The organism is Pseudomonas sp. P7759 (assembly GCF_013386445.1).
Lineage (GTDB): Bacteria > Pseudomonadota > Gammaproteobacteria > Pseudomonadales > Pseudomonadaceae > Aquipseudomonas > Aquipseudomonas azotoformans_A.
The window spans coordinates 1-15,410 of record NZ_JACART010000043.1 but is presented as its reverse complement, the minus strand read 5'-3'; the positions used below and the strand labels follow the sequence as shown (position 1 = coordinate 15,410).

The window sequence follows — 15,410 nt, the reverse complement described above, 5'->3', positions numbered from 1 at the left end:
CGTTTTGAGCATTACACGAGGTGACAACATGGGCTACGACATCAAAATCTTCGATCCAATAAGGACCGCGGTTATGGTCATCGACATGCAGAATGACTTCATCGCCGTCGGTGCGCCGTTGGAAACGTCTACCGGTCGAGCATTGATTCCGATACTGAATAAACTGGTCGACGCCTTGCGCGACAGAGGTGCCACTATCATCTACACCGCCCATGTACACAAGGAAGACGGTACGGATATTGGACGTTATGGGGAAATCCATCCGCCAAGCGGCCGAGGAGAGGCGTTGGTTGAAGGCAGCCTTGGGGCCGAGATCTATCCAGAATGCGCACCAAAGAAGGGTGATCGACTGATCAAAAAACATCGTTACAGCGCTTTTTTTGAAACTGAACTGCAGCAGATTCTTAAAGAGCGGTGGATCCAGAACGTGGTGGTTGTGGGTGTCACTACCGAGAACTGTGTTCATGCCACAGCGAGGGATGCGCTGTTTCGTGACTACCGTACTTTCGTTATTGCCGATTGCTGCGCTACTCGTGATCATCCGGATGCCGGCTGGGGTGCATTGTCTGCCTCGCAAGTACAACAGACTTCGCTGATAATACTCAAACAATCAACCGCCGATGTCTGTACGTCGGAGGAGCTTGTGAAACGATTTTGCTTTCCGACGGTTCTGCCTACTTGATAATTTTTATGTCTCCTATTGTGTCTGGTCCCAGGACTTCCGCACTGCTAGGGTTCTTGTTTGAAAAGCAACATCAGAGACGTAGTTCCGTGTGGACTGATGTTTGAGTATCTTGTCGATCAGCCAAGTTTGTTGGTGTCGAGTCAACTAGGTTGTTCGCACTTTCAAATCGCTTTGATATTTAGACAGTATTCACAGGCAAGTCCTGCTTTCATTAATTCATAGTTCTTTCGCAGGCCTGCCATTACGGTTTATATACACGATGAAGCTTATATAAAAGCAACCATAAGTAGCCATTGAACCGGTCTCATTCATCTGGAGAGCAGGCCTACGAAGCTTTATTGGCCTAGAACGACCAGACAAGTTTGACCAAGGTCGTCGTCCCTTCTGGTCTGTTTTCTACTAAGGCTTATTTTAGATATTTCGCCTCTAAAGACCAGCCTTGCCCTTGGTAATGTAAACCTGGTCCGTATGCGACTTCCTGCCCTCGAAATCCTATATCGGAGCCGTCTACTCGATCGGATGTTAGTTGCTTGAAGGCATCCCCCTGAAGGCCAATCGTCCAGTGTGGGCTGATCTCATAGCCCGCAGCATAGTTTGCAGCGAAATACTGGCCAGAGTGGTAGTTAGTGGCGTGATTGGTTGAGTTGAAGCCGTAGGTCACTTCAGTGGAAAGGTCCCATCCGTTAGGTTGGTGGTAGCTATATAGAATGAGCGGTCGCAAGGTGTAGTAGTTTTTGCCGGCATTCGCCATCTGGTTTTTGTCGTAGGTGCCAGTTGGAACTGCCGCCTCCATGGCTGTCACCCAATGGTGATACCCATTGTGCCAAGAGAGGAATACTGCCAGGACTAGGTCTGCCATCGCTTGGCGTTGATCGGTCATTCCGCCCTGGCTGACACGTAGATCCAGTATCGGTTGAGCTGCACTAAAGCCTAATTGTCCTCCCATGATCTTTGTTTCAGTCATCCAGATTAGGCGCGGAATAATCGCATCCAGATTTATTCCAAAACCAGGAATCAGGGATTTACCATGTTTGTCATTAAAGCGAGACGCGTGATAATTCTGATAGTATGCCAGCAGGTAAACGCCAGGAGGAGGAAGATTGCCTGTGGTGAAGCCCTCGGCACCAAGGGCAAAAGTATCGGCACCATTTTCAGTTGCGACTGCCAGATTTCCTGCCATGCAAGCAGCAAATCCTATTGCCAAACGAATGCTCGGGATGTTCATTGAATTAGCCTTATTATTTTTATTTAGCGCTTTCGCTGCCTGTGCGAGTTGCGGTCGCATCTTGGCGAACGTAAAGCAAGGTAGCGAACCGTCGTGGCTTATCTAGAACGGCAGGTAGCCAGCGAATACGGAATCTGGCTAACTTCGTACAGCGCTAGGGTTACAGACTTTGTACTAAGCATAAATCGATTGCGTGAGTGGGCTTACCTGCGGAGAAGGCCAGCTAGGGCGTTGTTCAAAATGCTTCTGGTCGGGAGTTCGCTATAAAGTTGAAGCAGCCAAGACTGCTGTTCGGCATAGGGGATTGACTAAGCTCGTGAGGTTGGAACATCGACCCGTGATAACCGAGTTCGGCGAGTCTGGGAGGGCGACTCGCCGAAGCGGGATTTGTATTGCTGGTAGAAGATTCCCAAGTGGGTAAATCCCCACTGCGATGCGATGGACTCGATCGTTGTCGCGGAATCGTTGCCGGGCAACAATTGCGTATGCACACGATCAAGCCTCAGTTCAACTAGATAACGCATCGCAGTGGTACCCTTGAACTCCTTGAAGGTACGGGTTAGGGAACGAATACTGCAGCTGGCTGAATTGGCAATATCGGCAAGGGTCAGAGCATCACTAATATGATGCTCCATGTACGCCACCGCGCGATGCCATTGGCTCGGAGCGATGGTCGTAGCCTGCTCCGCCAACGCTGGCGGGTAATTGTGAGGCTGACACGACAACAGCGTCATCATCAACAGCTCCTCAGTCGCGGGTGCGAACTGCTCACGGAAGAGACGATCACCACCTCTTTCAAGCGTGCTTACCACAAATTCCAGCAAGGACAACCAGCGCCAACTGACTTGAAGTCCATCCATGACCACGGCGAATTTCAATGGCCTTCTTCCCTGCCTACCTATCATCCGCCAGCACAACGACTCCACACGTCTACGTGGAATCCGCAATTTGAATGCGGTCGAGCCCGCCGCGTACTCGAAGCGGGAATGATCCTCATCGACGGTAAGTAATGTAGCACCAGCGACGACATCGTAACTGTTGCCGGCTGTCACAACTCGAATGCGCCCCGCGATCACCGTCGTAACGATTAGCCATCCCCCCAGATCATCAGGTTCAATATTCACGTCACTGCCGTAGTTGACTGTGGAAATATTAAGTGTGCCCCAATTGACCGTATGGACAAGAACGGGCCCAGCATCCCTCAGTCCGGACGGTGCATAGCTCCGGAATGGGCCAAATAGTGTGGATATCACTCGATTTGCTTCGGTACGATCATCGGTACACAAAAAGAGATGTTCGTCAGAAAGTAAGAGACGGCGAAATTCAGAGGGTGTAACGGATGAGTGCGTCATGGTATCTCTCGCAAAACACAGTCGTGTTAATTGATGCAGTATTGATAACTCTGATTTTTTCTCGGAAACTCTAAGGAAGTTATTAAGTCCGGCGCTAGGTACCAGCTGCTATAGCAGGATGCAGCACATGAGTTCAAAATGTCAACTGTCATGAAGGTTATATTATTTTTAAACGGATATACAAGTACGGTTAGATTTAAGATATTCCATCTTGTAATAGACGCTCATGATTTTTTGATTACTAAAGCGCCAATTTACTCGATAGATTTTAGAACTGCGTTTCGAGCATGAGCGTTCTGCACCTGCTGCAACGCCTGAAAACCACATCGAGAGATTAACCATGAGCGAAATGTCTGCTGAATTTCAAAAAGAACAATCCACTCGCGCGTCGTTGTTAAAGAGGGCTAATCTGGAGGCTGGTTTCTTCAACTTCATAGGGGGCAAACGGGTTTCTCTCGGCGGCACCCTGGATGTTGTGAATCCGGCCACGGGGGAGGCTATCGCCTCGGTCCCTGACGTGGGCCAGGAAGGATTGGATCAAGCGGTTGCCGCTGCTCGCGGCGCTTTTCCTGCATGGGCAGCAACTCCATACGCCGAGCGGCGAGGGCTCCTGAGCTCCTTTATTGCTCGGATCAAGGAGCACGAACCGGACCTGATAGCGCTGCTAACGGCAGAGCATGGCCGTCCGCTATCGACATCCACTTGGGAACTGCAAACGCTCACAGATGAATACGGTCCGGCATTGATTAATCTGGAATTGCCTTCAGAAGAAAGCGATACGAAAACAATGGGCCATGTGATCAAGCGATATACTCCGCTAGGCGTTGTCTGCGCCATTAGTCCATGGAACGCACCAGTACTTTTATCCTTTCTGAAAGTTTTGGCAGCGCTGGTGACCGGCAATACCATCGTTCTGAAACCTTCACCGTACGCACCTTTGACAGTGCTACGCATCGCGGATTACGGAATTGATCTGCTACCACCAGGCGTGCTGAACATCATCACCGGTGGCGATACTCTTGGTCCGCTGATGACGGCGCACCCAGGGTTCGACAAGGTAACCTTCACCGGTTCGACTCAGACTGGCAAGCGGGTAATGAACTCAGTGGCGACAACTCTCAAGCGCTTGACTCTGGAGTTGGGCGGTAACGATCCTGCTATTGTGCTTCCAGATGCTGATCCAGAAAAGATAGCCGAGTCACTGTTCTGGAGCATGTTTATGCTCAATGGACACGCATGCATCAGTCTTAAGCGTCTTTATATTCATGAGTCGATTTACCCGGCAGTGACTCAGGCGCTCATTTCCTACGCCACTCAAATTAAGACTGGCGATGGCTATGCGCCAGATTCGGCGCTGGGACCTGTGCAAAACAAGATGCAATTTCAACAGATCCAGGCGACCTGGGCAGAAATAGAGAGCAGCGGAACGAAAGTTCTGTATCAAGGTGAGGCACCTGATCAGGGATATTTCTTTCCTGTGACGATGCTCGATAATCCCGCGGACGATGCTTCCTTTGTGAAAAAAGAAGTGTTCGGTCCTATCCGCTCCGTCATGAAATACACGGATTTAGACGACGTAATTCGTCGTGCCAATGACACCAGTTATGGACTCGGTTCATCAGTCTGGGGTACTGACACTAAACAATTAGTAGAAGTTGCTAGCCAGTTGAAGTCCGGTACGGTCTGGATTAATCAGCACGCTAGTTTGGCTGGTGATCTACCGTTCGGTGGTCATAAGGAATCAGGTTTCGGCGTTGAGTTTGGCATTGAAGGGTTGAAGTCTTATTGCAGCGTGCAAGTTATTGCTACCAAATAAAGATATTAGCACTATTGTTGTTAATTAAGTGATAGCGCCTTGCGTCGCACCATCATCATGTTGCCTAACCGGCGATGCGTTGTGCTCGACTAATCATCAGGATAAGAATAATGAAAGATAGTTTCGATTTTATCGTTGTTGGAGCCGGAAGTTCCGGTTGTGTTACAGTGAATAGGTTGGTTCTCGAACACGGCGCACGCGTTCTTTTATTGGAGGCGGGCCCTAGCAACAACAATCAGATCATTAAGATGCCCGCTGGCACTTTGAAGATGATCTACGGTAAAACACCTTTTGTTAAGCGCATAAGGTCTATGCCCCAGCCGTCACTCGGCGGCCGTGCCATCGATGTCGCCCAAGGCAACGTTGTCGGCGGAGGAAGTTCGGTCAACGTCATGCTTTATGCGCGAGGCTCCCGACTTGATTATGATTTATGGGATAAAGCGACAGGTGGCGCCGGATGGGGATGGGATGATCTGATTCCCTATTTCCGCCGTCAGGAAGGCAATCAGCGATTGCAGAATGAGGCGCACGGTAGTGAGGGGCCATTGAAGGTGTCGGATGCTCCGTACCTCATCGAAGCTGACAGCTTGTTCCTGCGTACTATGCAAAATCTCAACATTCCATATACCGATGATTTCAACTCCGGCAATCTCCATGGTGTTGGTCTTACGCAATCTACGGTTTATCGCGGGAGACGTTGCAGTTCCGCGGACGCCTTCTTAAGCCCGATCCTTAACGATCCTCGCTTGACCTTGGTGACCTCGGCGCGCGTGAATCGAATTCTGTTTGAGGGCACTCGCGCGGTGGGTGTGGAATATGTGGTTGACGACATTACTCATCAGGCCTCAACCACTGGTGAGGTCATCCTGACAGCAGGCGCCTTTGTTTCACCACAACTGCTCATGTTGTCGGGCATTGGTCCTTGCAAACATCTGGAGGAGCACGGCATCAAGACTCTGGTCGATTCGCCTGGAGTCGGTCAGAACCTGCAAGACCACCATGTCGCGATTCTCTCGGCCACCACGAAACGTCCCATTGGTTACTTTGGTGAAGATACTGGCTTGAAAGCGCTTAAAAACGCGATTCAGTATTTTGCGTTCAAAAACAGTGGACCTATCGGTTCCACAGGCTCGGAAACTATGGCATTCGTTAACCTCGACGATCCCGAGGCCGATCCAGATATCCAGATTTATTGCATCGGCGCTATGTGGCCAACGGTGAAGCGTGGCCCAACCGACGCCGTGACTCTGATGGCGAACCTAGTCAAGCCGCTTTCGCGGGGCACGGTGAAGCTGCGTTCGGCAAACCCTGCCGACCATCCTGAAGTTGATCTTCGCTGGCTTAGCGATCCTTCGGACCGTCGCCGCATGTTGCAGTCGCTCAAATACCTGAGAGAGATCGTCGCGACAGCTCCGTTTTCCTCGGTCATCGATGAGATTTTCTCGCCGGTCAACCAGATACAGTCCGACGAAGCACTGCTGGACTACATCCACCAGACTACGGAAAGTAACTACCACCCCGTTGGTACTTGCCGGATGGGCCAGGAAGACGATCCAATGTCTGTCCTGACCCCCGATCTGAAGGTCAAAGGCGTGCAAAACGTTCGTGTGTTTGACTGTTCAATGATGCCGATAATCATCAGCGCCAACACCAACGCGACAGCAATGGCCGTTGCCGAGAAAGGTGTTGATCACATGATGGGGAAAATTTCGCTGCGCACACCTGGTCGCCAGACCAGTGTTAGTACCGCGGAGTCCACAAGAAGTTAAAGCACTCCATGGCTTCACCGGCAAGGCTGCTCCCACTATGGATCATGAGTCTCGTAGGAGCGGGCTTGTCGGCGATGAAGCCAGCCTGTGCTTTACAGGTCTTCATCAATAACAAACCTGCTCTTGCAAGGGATTACGAAATGCACATCGATAGACCTATCGAGTTTTTCTTTCTTACGGTGTGGCATTGGATTCTAGTATTTTGTTGCTACCCAACGCTGGCTGAGAGGCATGTTGAGGTGCCATCAAGGTTTAACGTCGCAGTTGTATTTTGTGAGGAGAACACATTCGATGAATGCTTCTAATTTTTCGAGTACGGACGAGATTAGGTCAGCGTTTTCCCATGCAATGTCACAGATGTACAGGGATGAAGTGCCTCTCTATGGTATTTTGATGGAACTGGTTTCCGAGGTGAATAGGGAAGTCATAAGCGCAGACCCCGAACTGTTCAAAAAACTGGCGCAGACTGGTGAAATTCACCGCTTACATAACGAGCGGCACGGCGCAATTCGTGTAGGCACAGATGCAGAGTTGTCAATGTTGTGTAGGTTGTTTGCTGTGATGGGAATGGAACCTGTCGGGTACTACGATCTGGCCCCCGCTGGGGTCCCTGTTCATTCCACAGCATTTCGGGCAATTGAAGACGCTGCACTCAACACTTGCCCGTTCAGAGTATTTACTTCTCTGCTCAGAGTCGAATTGATAGACGATACGGAGCTCCGAGCGATCGCTCAGCATTTGCTCTGTCAGCGCAAGATTTTTACTCCTCGAGCTTTAGAACTAATTGAGCAATGCGAAGCTGCAGGCGGACTATCTGCTGCGGACGCTTCGGAGTTTGTTGACCGTGCTCTCGAAACCTTCCGCTGGCATAACATAGCTACTGTCTCTCTTGACCAATACATGAAACTGAGTGCTCAGCACCGTTTGATCGCCGATGTCGTCGCCTTCAAAGGCCCCCATATCAATCACCTGACCCCTCGTACTATGGACATCGATGCCGTTCAGCGAGGTATGTTTATGAAGGGAATTGTTCCGAAAGCGGTGATTGAAGGTCCGCCTCGAAGGAAATGCCCGATCCTCCTACGTCAAACCAGTTTTAAGGCGCTTGAGGAATCCATCAGCTTTGTGGGGCAAGAGGTAGGAGAGTCAGGTAGTCACTCTGCTCGCTTCGGGGAAATTGAACAACGTGGCGTTGCTCTCACGCCTAAGGGGCGAGCTCTCTATGACGAGCGTTTAAGCGTTGCTCGGAACGAGTTGGGCGAGGTTCCAAACGAGGCAAACGCTGCTGAATACGTTCGTATTCTGGAAAAGGCTTTTCAAGCATTTCCCGACAATTATGAGGAGATGCGTTCGCTGGGACTCGCATATTTCCGGTATTTTCCAGCCGAAAGGGCAATGGAAGCTTCGGGTAATAATTTGCAGATGAAAAGCTTGAATCAGCTTGTTGATGAGGGTTGGATCAGGTTTGAACCGATAGTTTATGAGGACTTTCTGCCTGTAAGCGCAGCAGGGATTTTTCAGTCCAATTTGGGTGGCGATGCTCCACCACACTATTCGGCAAACTCAAATCAGAAAAAGTTTCACTCAGCGCTTGGTAGGAAGACGCTTAATGAACTTGAGCTTTACGCCGAAAGCCAAACGCGTTCTTTGCGTAGCTGCGCCAGAATCATGAGGATTAGCGAAGCAAGCTGGATGCTTTAGCGGACGTATTAGGCCCCTTAGTCATGAGTCTTCCCTCACCTCAGCACAAAGGGAGCTAGAAAGGTAAGAGGACGAGTAGCATTCGGTGGGGCTCATCCTGACCTCGGAGCTTTTTGCAACAGGTGTGTGAGGGCTGTGCGATTGATATTCGAACCCGCCTGGCCCCCAGCGGCAAGCGTAAGGGTGTCGGTGTTTGCCTGCACACTAACAGGTCGATTTCTTGGGTTTGCGATCAATTTCGGCACCTTTTCCCGGTGAGGAGATCGTCCTAGGAACGATGTGAGTGAACACGCTATACTGTCGGCTGAGGCGTTCTGTGGACGCAACCATCGACCTCACATGAGGAGGGTTATGGAAACTTCACCTATATCGACGATCACCTTAAGCCGCAAATTGAAGTTTCACCAACTGATGATATTTGAGTTGGTGCTGGAATCAGGATCATTCGTGCGGGCTGCAAATGCAATGAGTCTTACGCAACCGGCCATAACAAAAGCTATATACGATCTTGAGTTGTTTTTTGGCAGCCCGTTGTTTGAGCGGTCTAATAGAGGAGTAACACCCACCGAGTTCGGTGTTATGCTGGGACGGCGAGTCAAGTCATTGATTGCCGAGACGCGTTATATGACTGAGGAGGTCAACGCATTCAGGACCGGTGAAGCAGGGCATGTGATTGTCGGAACGCTAATATCGGCCTCTGCTAAGTTATTACCTCGGGCAATCGTGGCATTGCGCAAAGCCACTCCTGGCGTGTTGATCACGGTTCGCGAAGGAACAACGGCGCAAATGTTTCCGGCGCTGGCGACAGGAGATCTAGATATCGTCGTAGGACGCCTCCCTGAGCAGGAATTGCCTCTATCCCATGCGTTCCCGCTCAAACACGAAGTTTTGTTCCATGAATCTTTTTGTGCGGTGGTCGGATGCGACCACCCACTGGCTGACAGCAAAGGTTTGAGCATCGCTGACTTGATGACTGAAGAGTGGATCTTCCCACTTCAGGAATCACCCTCCTACAATGCCGTCGAAAAATTTTTTCGTGATTCGAAACTGGGTCTGCCTCCGCATCATGTCAATTCTCTATCTATTCTGACCAACATAGGCTTGCTGTTGGAAACTGATATGATTGCGTTGATGCCTCGAGCAGCAGCACTACAATTCGTCAAGGCTGGATTGATAGTCGTCCTCGACTTAACAAAGAGTGCTAATTTTGGTGAGGTGGGGTTCTCAATTCGCGCCGATAAAGATGTTAATCCCGCTTGCAAAAACTTCATAAAATGCCTTCGCGAAACCGCCAAGAGTATATTCGAATAAAATCTCTACACGCATTCGTTCACCGTATGGTTACGCGAAGAAACGAGCAGGCTGCCTTCATTCAAAACCGCTGATGCGGTCGATGATCAGATTTAGAGACAGAGAGGTTGATGCCAACTTGATTTTTGGTGCTCTACTCACGTTAAACGCTGTGTTTTCAGTGCGATTGTGGCCGATTCTCGGGCTACAAATCCGGTCCACAAGATCCCTTGATAAAATTCCCAAAAGGTAGTTTTAGGGGAGGGGCGTCTACTGGAACAATTTAGTCAGTTTTCTATCGTTTGGCCAAGCTTTGTGGCCAAGAATAAGGCTTGCTCCCTGTCTTTCACGTTGGTGAAACCTAACAGCAAGCCCGACTCAGATGGCGCGTCTAAGTACCAGTTAGTGAGCGCGTGAACACTCAATCCAGCGCTTTTTGCTTTAGCGATTATGGCACGATCATCCTTGCCTTCAGCCAGACGTGTCACCAAGTGCATCCCTCCGACTTGATGGTCGATCGATAGGCGTGAGCCAAGGACGCTGGTCAACGCATCCACGAGCAAGCCTCGTCGAGTTGAATAAAGGTCGCGCATTTTCTTCAAATGACGTGCGAAGTGGCCTTCATTGATGAAGTTGGCTGTGGTGACCTGCCATAGCTGAGGGCAATGACTATGCATGGTGTCCGCGATCTGAGCGAATCGGGAAACAAGATTTTCTGGTACCACTAGGTAGGCGAGACGCAGACTCGGCAACAGCACTTTACTGAAGGTGCCGCAATACAAGACTCGATCGTAGGTATCCAGGCTTTTTAAGGCTGGTAGGGGGCGGCCTAGATAGCGGTATTCGCTGTCATAGTCATCTTCGATAATCCAGCTTTGTTGGTGGTGGGCCCAAGCCAGTAGACTTTGCCGGCGAGGCATCGACATTGGAACACACAACGGACTTTGGTGGGTCGGGGTTACTACTGCAAAACGGGCGTCGCTGCCTCGTTGTATACCTGACTGAACAATCATCCCTTCATTATCGACGGGAACCGAAACAAGGTTTGCTCCAGCTTCGCGCAGGAAATGGTGGGTCGCAAAGTAACCGGGGTCTTCGACCCAGCAGCTATCTCCACTGTGTAGCAGGCTTCTACAGATCAAATCGAGGCAAGCTCGGTAGCCCGCGACAATGAAAACCTGTCCAGGTGAACAGCTAATTCCGCGCGAAACACCCAGATAACCCGCGACTGCGTTGCGCAAAGAAACATGTCCTCTCGCATCAGGGTAAATCAAACCGTCGATGGGAGAGTGGCGCAGAGCACGGTAAGCCAGTCGGTTCCATAACTTGGTCGGAAAGGCATCCAGCGCCGGCAATCCCATCTGCAGCGGCTGCGGAGTCTCTCCCGTATGTATCAAGGACTGCTGGGGAGCTTCCGATTTTATCGGGAGAGGCTTAAGTGGAGCGGATTTGATTTGTGGAGAGACAACTGTCCCGGCAGGCCCGCGTGTCACCAGATAGCCCTCACTTATCAATAATTGATACGCAGCCTCGACTGTCCCCTGAGCCAGATGGAGTTCAGAGGCTAACGCCCGAATGGAGGGCACACGATCACCAGGCTTGAGGCGACCTTCCTTAATTGAATCACGAAAGCGCAGGTAGATCTGCCGAAACAGCGGTAGCCCATCACCCTCATGGTGCACTTTTTTATTCATTGGAATGTCCCAGTCAATTTGATCATTTTTGACTCTATAAAATTTGCCTTTGGTAGGGTAATGTTACACAAATTTATTGCCATCACGACGGTTTATTGTATAAGTCGCTAGGAAGGCCATTTCCCAAAAGCTTACATGCATACGACTTGCAGAGCATTTATGTTCTTCGGTCCCTGGAGAATAAGATGCTCTATAACCCAAGAATGGATCGCTTAATGGTGAGCAGCGGTTCTGTACGACCCCTTGATGCCAAGGTGACGATATGGATATCGGCAATGAGTGCTGCACTCTATCCTTGGATCCTAGAGGCATTCCATTGGGCAGTAACACTTGCTGGTGGCATAAATGGGTCTTTGTCAGCAGGTCATATCGTCGTCGCCGCTTTGTTGTTGATTGCAGCATTTGCTGTGCCTCTGATTTGTCTGATCATGGCGGGTCGTGTAATTCATGCTGCGCCTAGGGAAAGCACCCGCGCCCGACGATTTGCGTTGCTGGCAGTTGCCGTTCCTACGCTATATGTGTTCTTTGGCGTGCTTACTTACATGGCTGGTAGCACGATTCCAGATACCTGGGTATGGTCGCCGGCCTGGTTGCTGCTGGGGGCGTGGGCAACGAGAGAAGGCGATTCCAGCATGCTTTCTCAAGCACATCCGTCCTCACGTCTGCGTGTAGCTCACGGTATCAGTGGCTCAATAACTGCACTCTACGTTCTATTTCATATCATTAATCATTTGTTTGGGCTTATAAGCCCTCAAGCGCATGCAGCAGTGATGGATATAGGCCGTACCGTCTATAGAGCTGCAGCTATCGAACCGCTGTTGGTGACGGTCATGCTGTTCCAGATTATCAGCGGCCTACGACTAGCGTGGACTTGGACAGAAACAACAGCTGACCGTTATCGGGTTTTTCAGGTGGCATCAGGTGTGTTTATGTCAGTGTTTATTCTCGGTCACATGAATTCTGTGTTCATCTTTGCGCGTACTTTTCTCGACATTCCCACCGACTGGGCTTTCGCCGCAGGACTGCCCGCCGGCTTGATACACGACGCTTGGAACATCCGTCTCTTGCCCCACTACGCACTTGGTGTGTTTTTTGTGTTGACTCACCTGTTTTCAGGGTTACGCGTGGTGCTGCTCGCGCATGAGGTAAGTCAATCGAATGCAAATCGGATTTGGTGGCTGGGAGCAGGGATAAGCTCGCTGATTTCGGTGGCAATTATGTGCGGCATGACTGGACTTAGACTGATCTGAGTGACCATATTTTTTACAAAGCGGACCAATAGTGAGGCTGCTGGTTTGTTCTGATGCTAAAAACTAAAGGGGCCGTAACAGCTAGCTTCGGTCCCTCCCAAAGATGATAGGATGAACTATTCGTGTGTCACGGGTGTTCGCAACACATCACGTCGCTGTCTACTCTTCTGCTCCGTGCACAGACATCAAATCCACTTGGAGTCCATCCTGGTTTTTGCAAGCAAGTGAGTCTGTGTCCGAACAGAACGCGTTGTGCACAGGGTTCAAAAGTGAAGTTCACACTTCTAACTCCTAGCCAACCTCAACCGCCGCTCGATCTGACACCGCCTGTCCACCGGGCAAATAGTCCACTTGGTGACGAGTTGTCCGCACGCCTTCCAATTGTTGGCGAACGCTCAGATGTGCCGGATGGGAAGAGCATCCCTCCAGCGCTTCGTGACTATCGAACCCACTGTAGAGCACAACGTCGCAGGCATACTCGATCTGGCTGATCTCGATGCCAACCTCGATAGTCTTCATGCCAGGAATGTTGCCCGCTAGACCTTCGACCAGGTTTTTTACCCGAAGGCTATTCGCGAGCTTCTCAGCAGAGCTGGCACCCTTTATATTCCACATAACAATGTGTTTGATCATATAGTAAACCTATTAAGCATAGAGCGGACTCGCGCGATAGAGCGCCGTTACTCACCCACTGATGTGGTAGATTGCAGAATGAAATCCCAGTTGATATGGAGGAATGGCGCTTTCAGGCCACGGCACTTTGCCATATCCGCATCGCTTAGCCTGTCGATAGTGGCAATCAGGGCGGGCCTAACTCCGAGCACGGTGTCTTCGCGCAGATAAGGGCAATCCGGAGCAAAGATGTGCGTGGTGACCAGTTCGTATCCAAGCACCGTGACGATAAAGTGAATATGCGCTGCCCAATGAGGATGCCGTCCAATCCGGCCTAGAAGCTTGCCGACCGGACCGTCGCTGGGAATAGGATAATGACGCGGTTTGGATGTGCGAAATGCATAGTGTCCGTCAGCCTCAGAAACGAATACACCACGCAGAACCAAGTCGGACTGTATCCCGCGCTGTTGCAAGTCATAGAAACCGTCTTCGTTGGTTTGCCAGATATCGAGCGTCGCGCCCACGATAGGCCGACCTTCAGTGTCCTTTACGTACCCGCTAACCAGTAAAGGTTCGTCTTTCTCATCCAGGCAGATGTTGCTGTTGTTGGGATAGTGCGGTGCTCCGGGCAAGTAGAACGGCCCCAATACGGTGTTAAAGGTCGGCGGTTGACGTCCTGTCGAGTGAGGACGATCGTTGATGACTTCCGCCAGCATGCTCGCATCCAGCACGTCGGACAGCAGAATGAACTCCTGGCGCCGGTCGTTATACATGTGCCCTACATCAGTGAGAAACTCGATGGCCGCGTGCCATTCCGCATACGTGGGCTCGATTTCCTTGATGGCAGCATGGAAGTGCTTCACGATAACGCCCATCACCTGGCGAGTGCACGGGTCGCCGAAATCGCTCATACGTGCGTTAACGACTTCCACCTAACTGGTTTCGGTGAAGAGGTTGTTGAGATCGATGTCGTCAGGTTGCGGCAGTGCACTTTCGAGTTCTCCGTCGTTTTTGTGAGCGATATATGGTTACTGGCATTAAGCTCAGCGTTCATAGGTGTCTCCTGCCGGTAAACCCGCCAAGGTATCAAAGGAACCGAACGATAAGTTCTTAGCTGTCTGCAAATGATCGACAGACCAGCAACCAGCCGTCTTCTACGTCACCCTCATCCAGGACTGAGTGTCCAAGCGATTGACTCGGCCTGATTCCAGTCGACATGTACACGAAGCACATTCGAGCCAGGGGTATTTGCCGCGTGGCGCCAGAACAGTGATGACGGAGTGTGCCTGCCCGGCATGGTGACCGTTTCCGGAACCACTACCGGTAGCGACAAACACTTGGGCACCTGTATCAAGCCAACGTCAACTGGACGCCTATCTCCAATATCACGGTCGGTCTCGACTATCTGTTCTATGACATCGGTTCGGCGAACAAGAATGCCGGAGGCAGTAACTCGCAAATCGTGGTGTTGCGTACCTCGTTTCGTTATTGAAAAGAGGCCATTCAAGCATAAAGTATGACTGGATAAAGCATAAGTCGGCAAAGCGGCTTTTGCTTTGTCCATAACCGTCTGTTGGTCACACATTGCTGACCTTTTGTGAACTTATTAAGCATTTTCAACATCTGGCTGGCGAGCTTCCGACTCCAAGCATAGAACCTTTCATCATTTCTGCGGTACGTGCTATCCAATGCCGGCATTCGATGCTACGAGCGATAGCACCGGTGGAAGCTTGTCCAAAACCCAAGAGCGCTCCGCCATTGATCATCAAAGTCAAAATTATGATTATCCATAGCTTGTCAGCTTTCATAACAGCATCTCGTAGTAATGATAATCCAGCTACCCGTTACGGTTACTGTGTTTAATGCCGACCAGTTAAACAATTGAAGAATGGGGTCTCTGTAATGAGGCCCCATTGAGGACAAAAACTAAGTCATCTTTAGTGATAGTTAATTTTAGACGACCGCCACTTAACAAAACTTAGACTACTGTTACGCTAGGAAAATCAATATCAGTGT

Annotated in this window: 11 protein-coding genes; 6 read left to right on the top strand and 5 right to left on the bottom strand. The window is 50.5% G+C overall.

The features are described from left to right. Positions 1-28: 28 nt before the first annotated feature. Positions 29-682 (top strand): cysteine hydrolase family protein, encoded by a 654-nt coding sequence (locus tag HX823_RS24930; protein WP_256350250.1) that lies wholly within the window; start codon positions 29-31, stop codon positions 680-682. A gap of 409 nt (positions 683-1,091) precedes the next feature. Here the strand turns inward: HX823_RS24930 and HX823_RS24925 are convergent, their stop codons facing one another. Then, positions 1,092-1,910, bottom strand: a complete 819-nt coding sequence (locus tag HX823_RS24925; protein WP_016978834.1) for a transporter — start codon at positions 1,908-1,910, stop codon at positions 1,092-1,094. Between the two features lie 308 nt (positions 1,911-2,218). After that, complete coding sequence (locus HX823_RS24920; RefSeq protein WP_177077175.1) at positions 2,219-3,262, bottom strand: AraC family transcriptional regulator; 1,044 nt, start codon at positions 3,260-3,262, stop codon at positions 2,219-2,221. A gap of 340 nt (positions 3,263-3,602) precedes the next feature. On the opposite strand from HX823_RS24920, the gene HX823_RS24915 reads away from it, so the two are divergent. The 4 genes from HX823_RS24915 (at position 3,603) to HX823_RS24900 (ending at position 9,859) form a co-directional block, all read left to right on the top strand. Continuing rightward, on the top strand, positions 3,603-5,078 hold the full coding sequence (locus tag HX823_RS24915; RefSeq protein WP_080642367.1) for an aldehyde dehydrogenase family protein: 1,476 nt from the start codon (positions 3,603-3,605) through the stop codon (positions 5,076-5,078). A 110-nt stretch (positions 5,079-5,188) separates the two neighbouring features. Beyond that, complete coding sequence (locus HX823_RS24910) at positions 5,189-6,847, top strand: GMC family oxidoreductase (RefSeq protein WP_016978831.1); 1,659 nt, start codon at positions 5,189-5,191, stop codon at positions 6,845-6,847. Positions 6,848-7,138: 291 nt separating this feature from the next. After that, positions 7,139-8,548 carry a VOC family protein gene (locus tag HX823_RS24905; RefSeq protein WP_038845905.1) on the top strand — a complete coding sequence of 470 codons (1,410 nt, stop codon included), beginning with the start codon at positions 7,139-7,141 and terminating at the stop codon, positions 8,546-8,548. Between the two features lie 351 nt (positions 8,549-8,899). Next, positions 8,900-9,859 (top strand): LysR family transcriptional regulator, encoded by a 960-nt coding sequence (locus HX823_RS24900; RefSeq protein WP_016976858.1) that lies wholly within the window; start codon positions 8,900-8,902, stop codon positions 9,857-9,859. A gap of 266 nt (positions 9,860-10,125) precedes the next feature. On the opposite strand, the gene HX823_RS24895 is transcribed toward HX823_RS24900, so the two are convergent. Beyond that, positions 10,126-11,532: a PLP-dependent aminotransferase family protein gene (locus HX823_RS24895; protein WP_050572425.1), complete on the bottom strand. Its 1,407-nt coding sequence runs from the start codon at positions 11,530-11,532 to the stop codon at positions 10,126-10,128. 185 nt (positions 11,533-11,717) lie between these two features. Between HX823_RS24895 and HX823_RS24890 the strand changes: the two genes are divergently transcribed. Further along, positions 11,718-12,782: a hypothetical protein gene (locus HX823_RS24890; protein WP_050572424.1), complete on the top strand. Its 1,065-nt coding sequence runs from the start codon at positions 11,718-11,720 to the stop codon at positions 12,780-12,782. Positions 12,783-13,073: 291 nt separating this feature from the next. On the opposite strand, the gene HX823_RS24885 is transcribed toward HX823_RS24890, so the two are convergent. Both HX823_RS24885 and HX823_RS24880 read right to left on the bottom strand, forming a co-directional pair. Further along, complete coding sequence (locus HX823_RS24885; RefSeq protein WP_038845904.1) at positions 13,074-13,415, bottom strand: Dabb family protein; 342 nt, start codon at positions 13,413-13,415, stop codon at positions 13,074-13,076. 47 nt (positions 13,416-13,462) lie between these two features. Continuing rightward, positions 13,463-14,305 carry a dioxygenase gene (locus tag HX823_RS24880; protein WP_080642384.1) on the bottom strand — a complete coding sequence of 281 codons (843 nt, stop codon included), beginning with the start codon at positions 14,303-14,305 and terminating at the stop codon, positions 13,463-13,465. Between the last annotated feature and the right edge of the window lie 1,105 nt (positions 14,306-15,410).

Bases quoted from the DNA above. Each gene is read 5' to 3' on its own strand.
- HX823_RS24890 (WP_050572424.1), top strand. From the start codon at position 11,718: ATGCTCTATAACCCAAGAATGGATCGCTTAATGGTGAGCAGCGGTTCT.
- HX823_RS24895 (WP_050572425.1), bottom strand. From the start codon at position 11,532: ATGAATAAAAAAGTGCACCATGAGGGTGATGGGCTACCGCTGTTTCGG.
- HX823_RS24915 (WP_080642367.1), top strand. From the start codon at position 3,603: ATGAGCGAAATGTCTGCTGAATTTCAAAAAGAACAATCCACTCGCGCG.
- HX823_RS24925 (WP_016978834.1), bottom strand. From the start codon at position 1,910: ATGAACATCCCGAGCATTCGTTTGGCAATAGGATTTGCTGCTTGCATG.
- HX823_RS24885 (WP_038845904.1), bottom strand. From the start codon at position 13,415: ATGATCAAACACATTGTTATGTGGAATATAAAGGGTGCCAGCTCTGCT.
- HX823_RS24930 (WP_256350250.1), top strand. From the start codon at position 29: ATGGGCTACGACATCAAAATCTTCGATCCAATAAGGACCGCGGTTATG.
- HX823_RS24910 (WP_016978831.1), top strand. From the start codon at position 5,189: ATGAAAGATAGTTTCGATTTTATCGTTGTTGGAGCCGGAAGTTCCGGT.
- HX823_RS24905 (WP_038845905.1), top strand. From the start codon at position 7,139: ATGAATGCTTCTAATTTTTCGAGTACGGACGAGATTAGGTCAGCGTTT.
- HX823_RS24880 (WP_080642384.1), bottom strand. From the start codon at position 14,305: ATGAGCGATTTCGGCGACCCGTGCACTCGCCAGGTGATGGGCGTTATC.
- HX823_RS24920 (WP_177077175.1), bottom strand. From the start codon at position 3,262: ATGACGCACTCATCCGTTACACCCTCTGAATTTCGCCGTCTCTTACTT.
- HX823_RS24900 (WP_016976858.1), top strand. From the start codon at position 8,900: ATGGAAACTTCACCTATATCGACGATCACCTTAAGCCGCAAATTGAAG.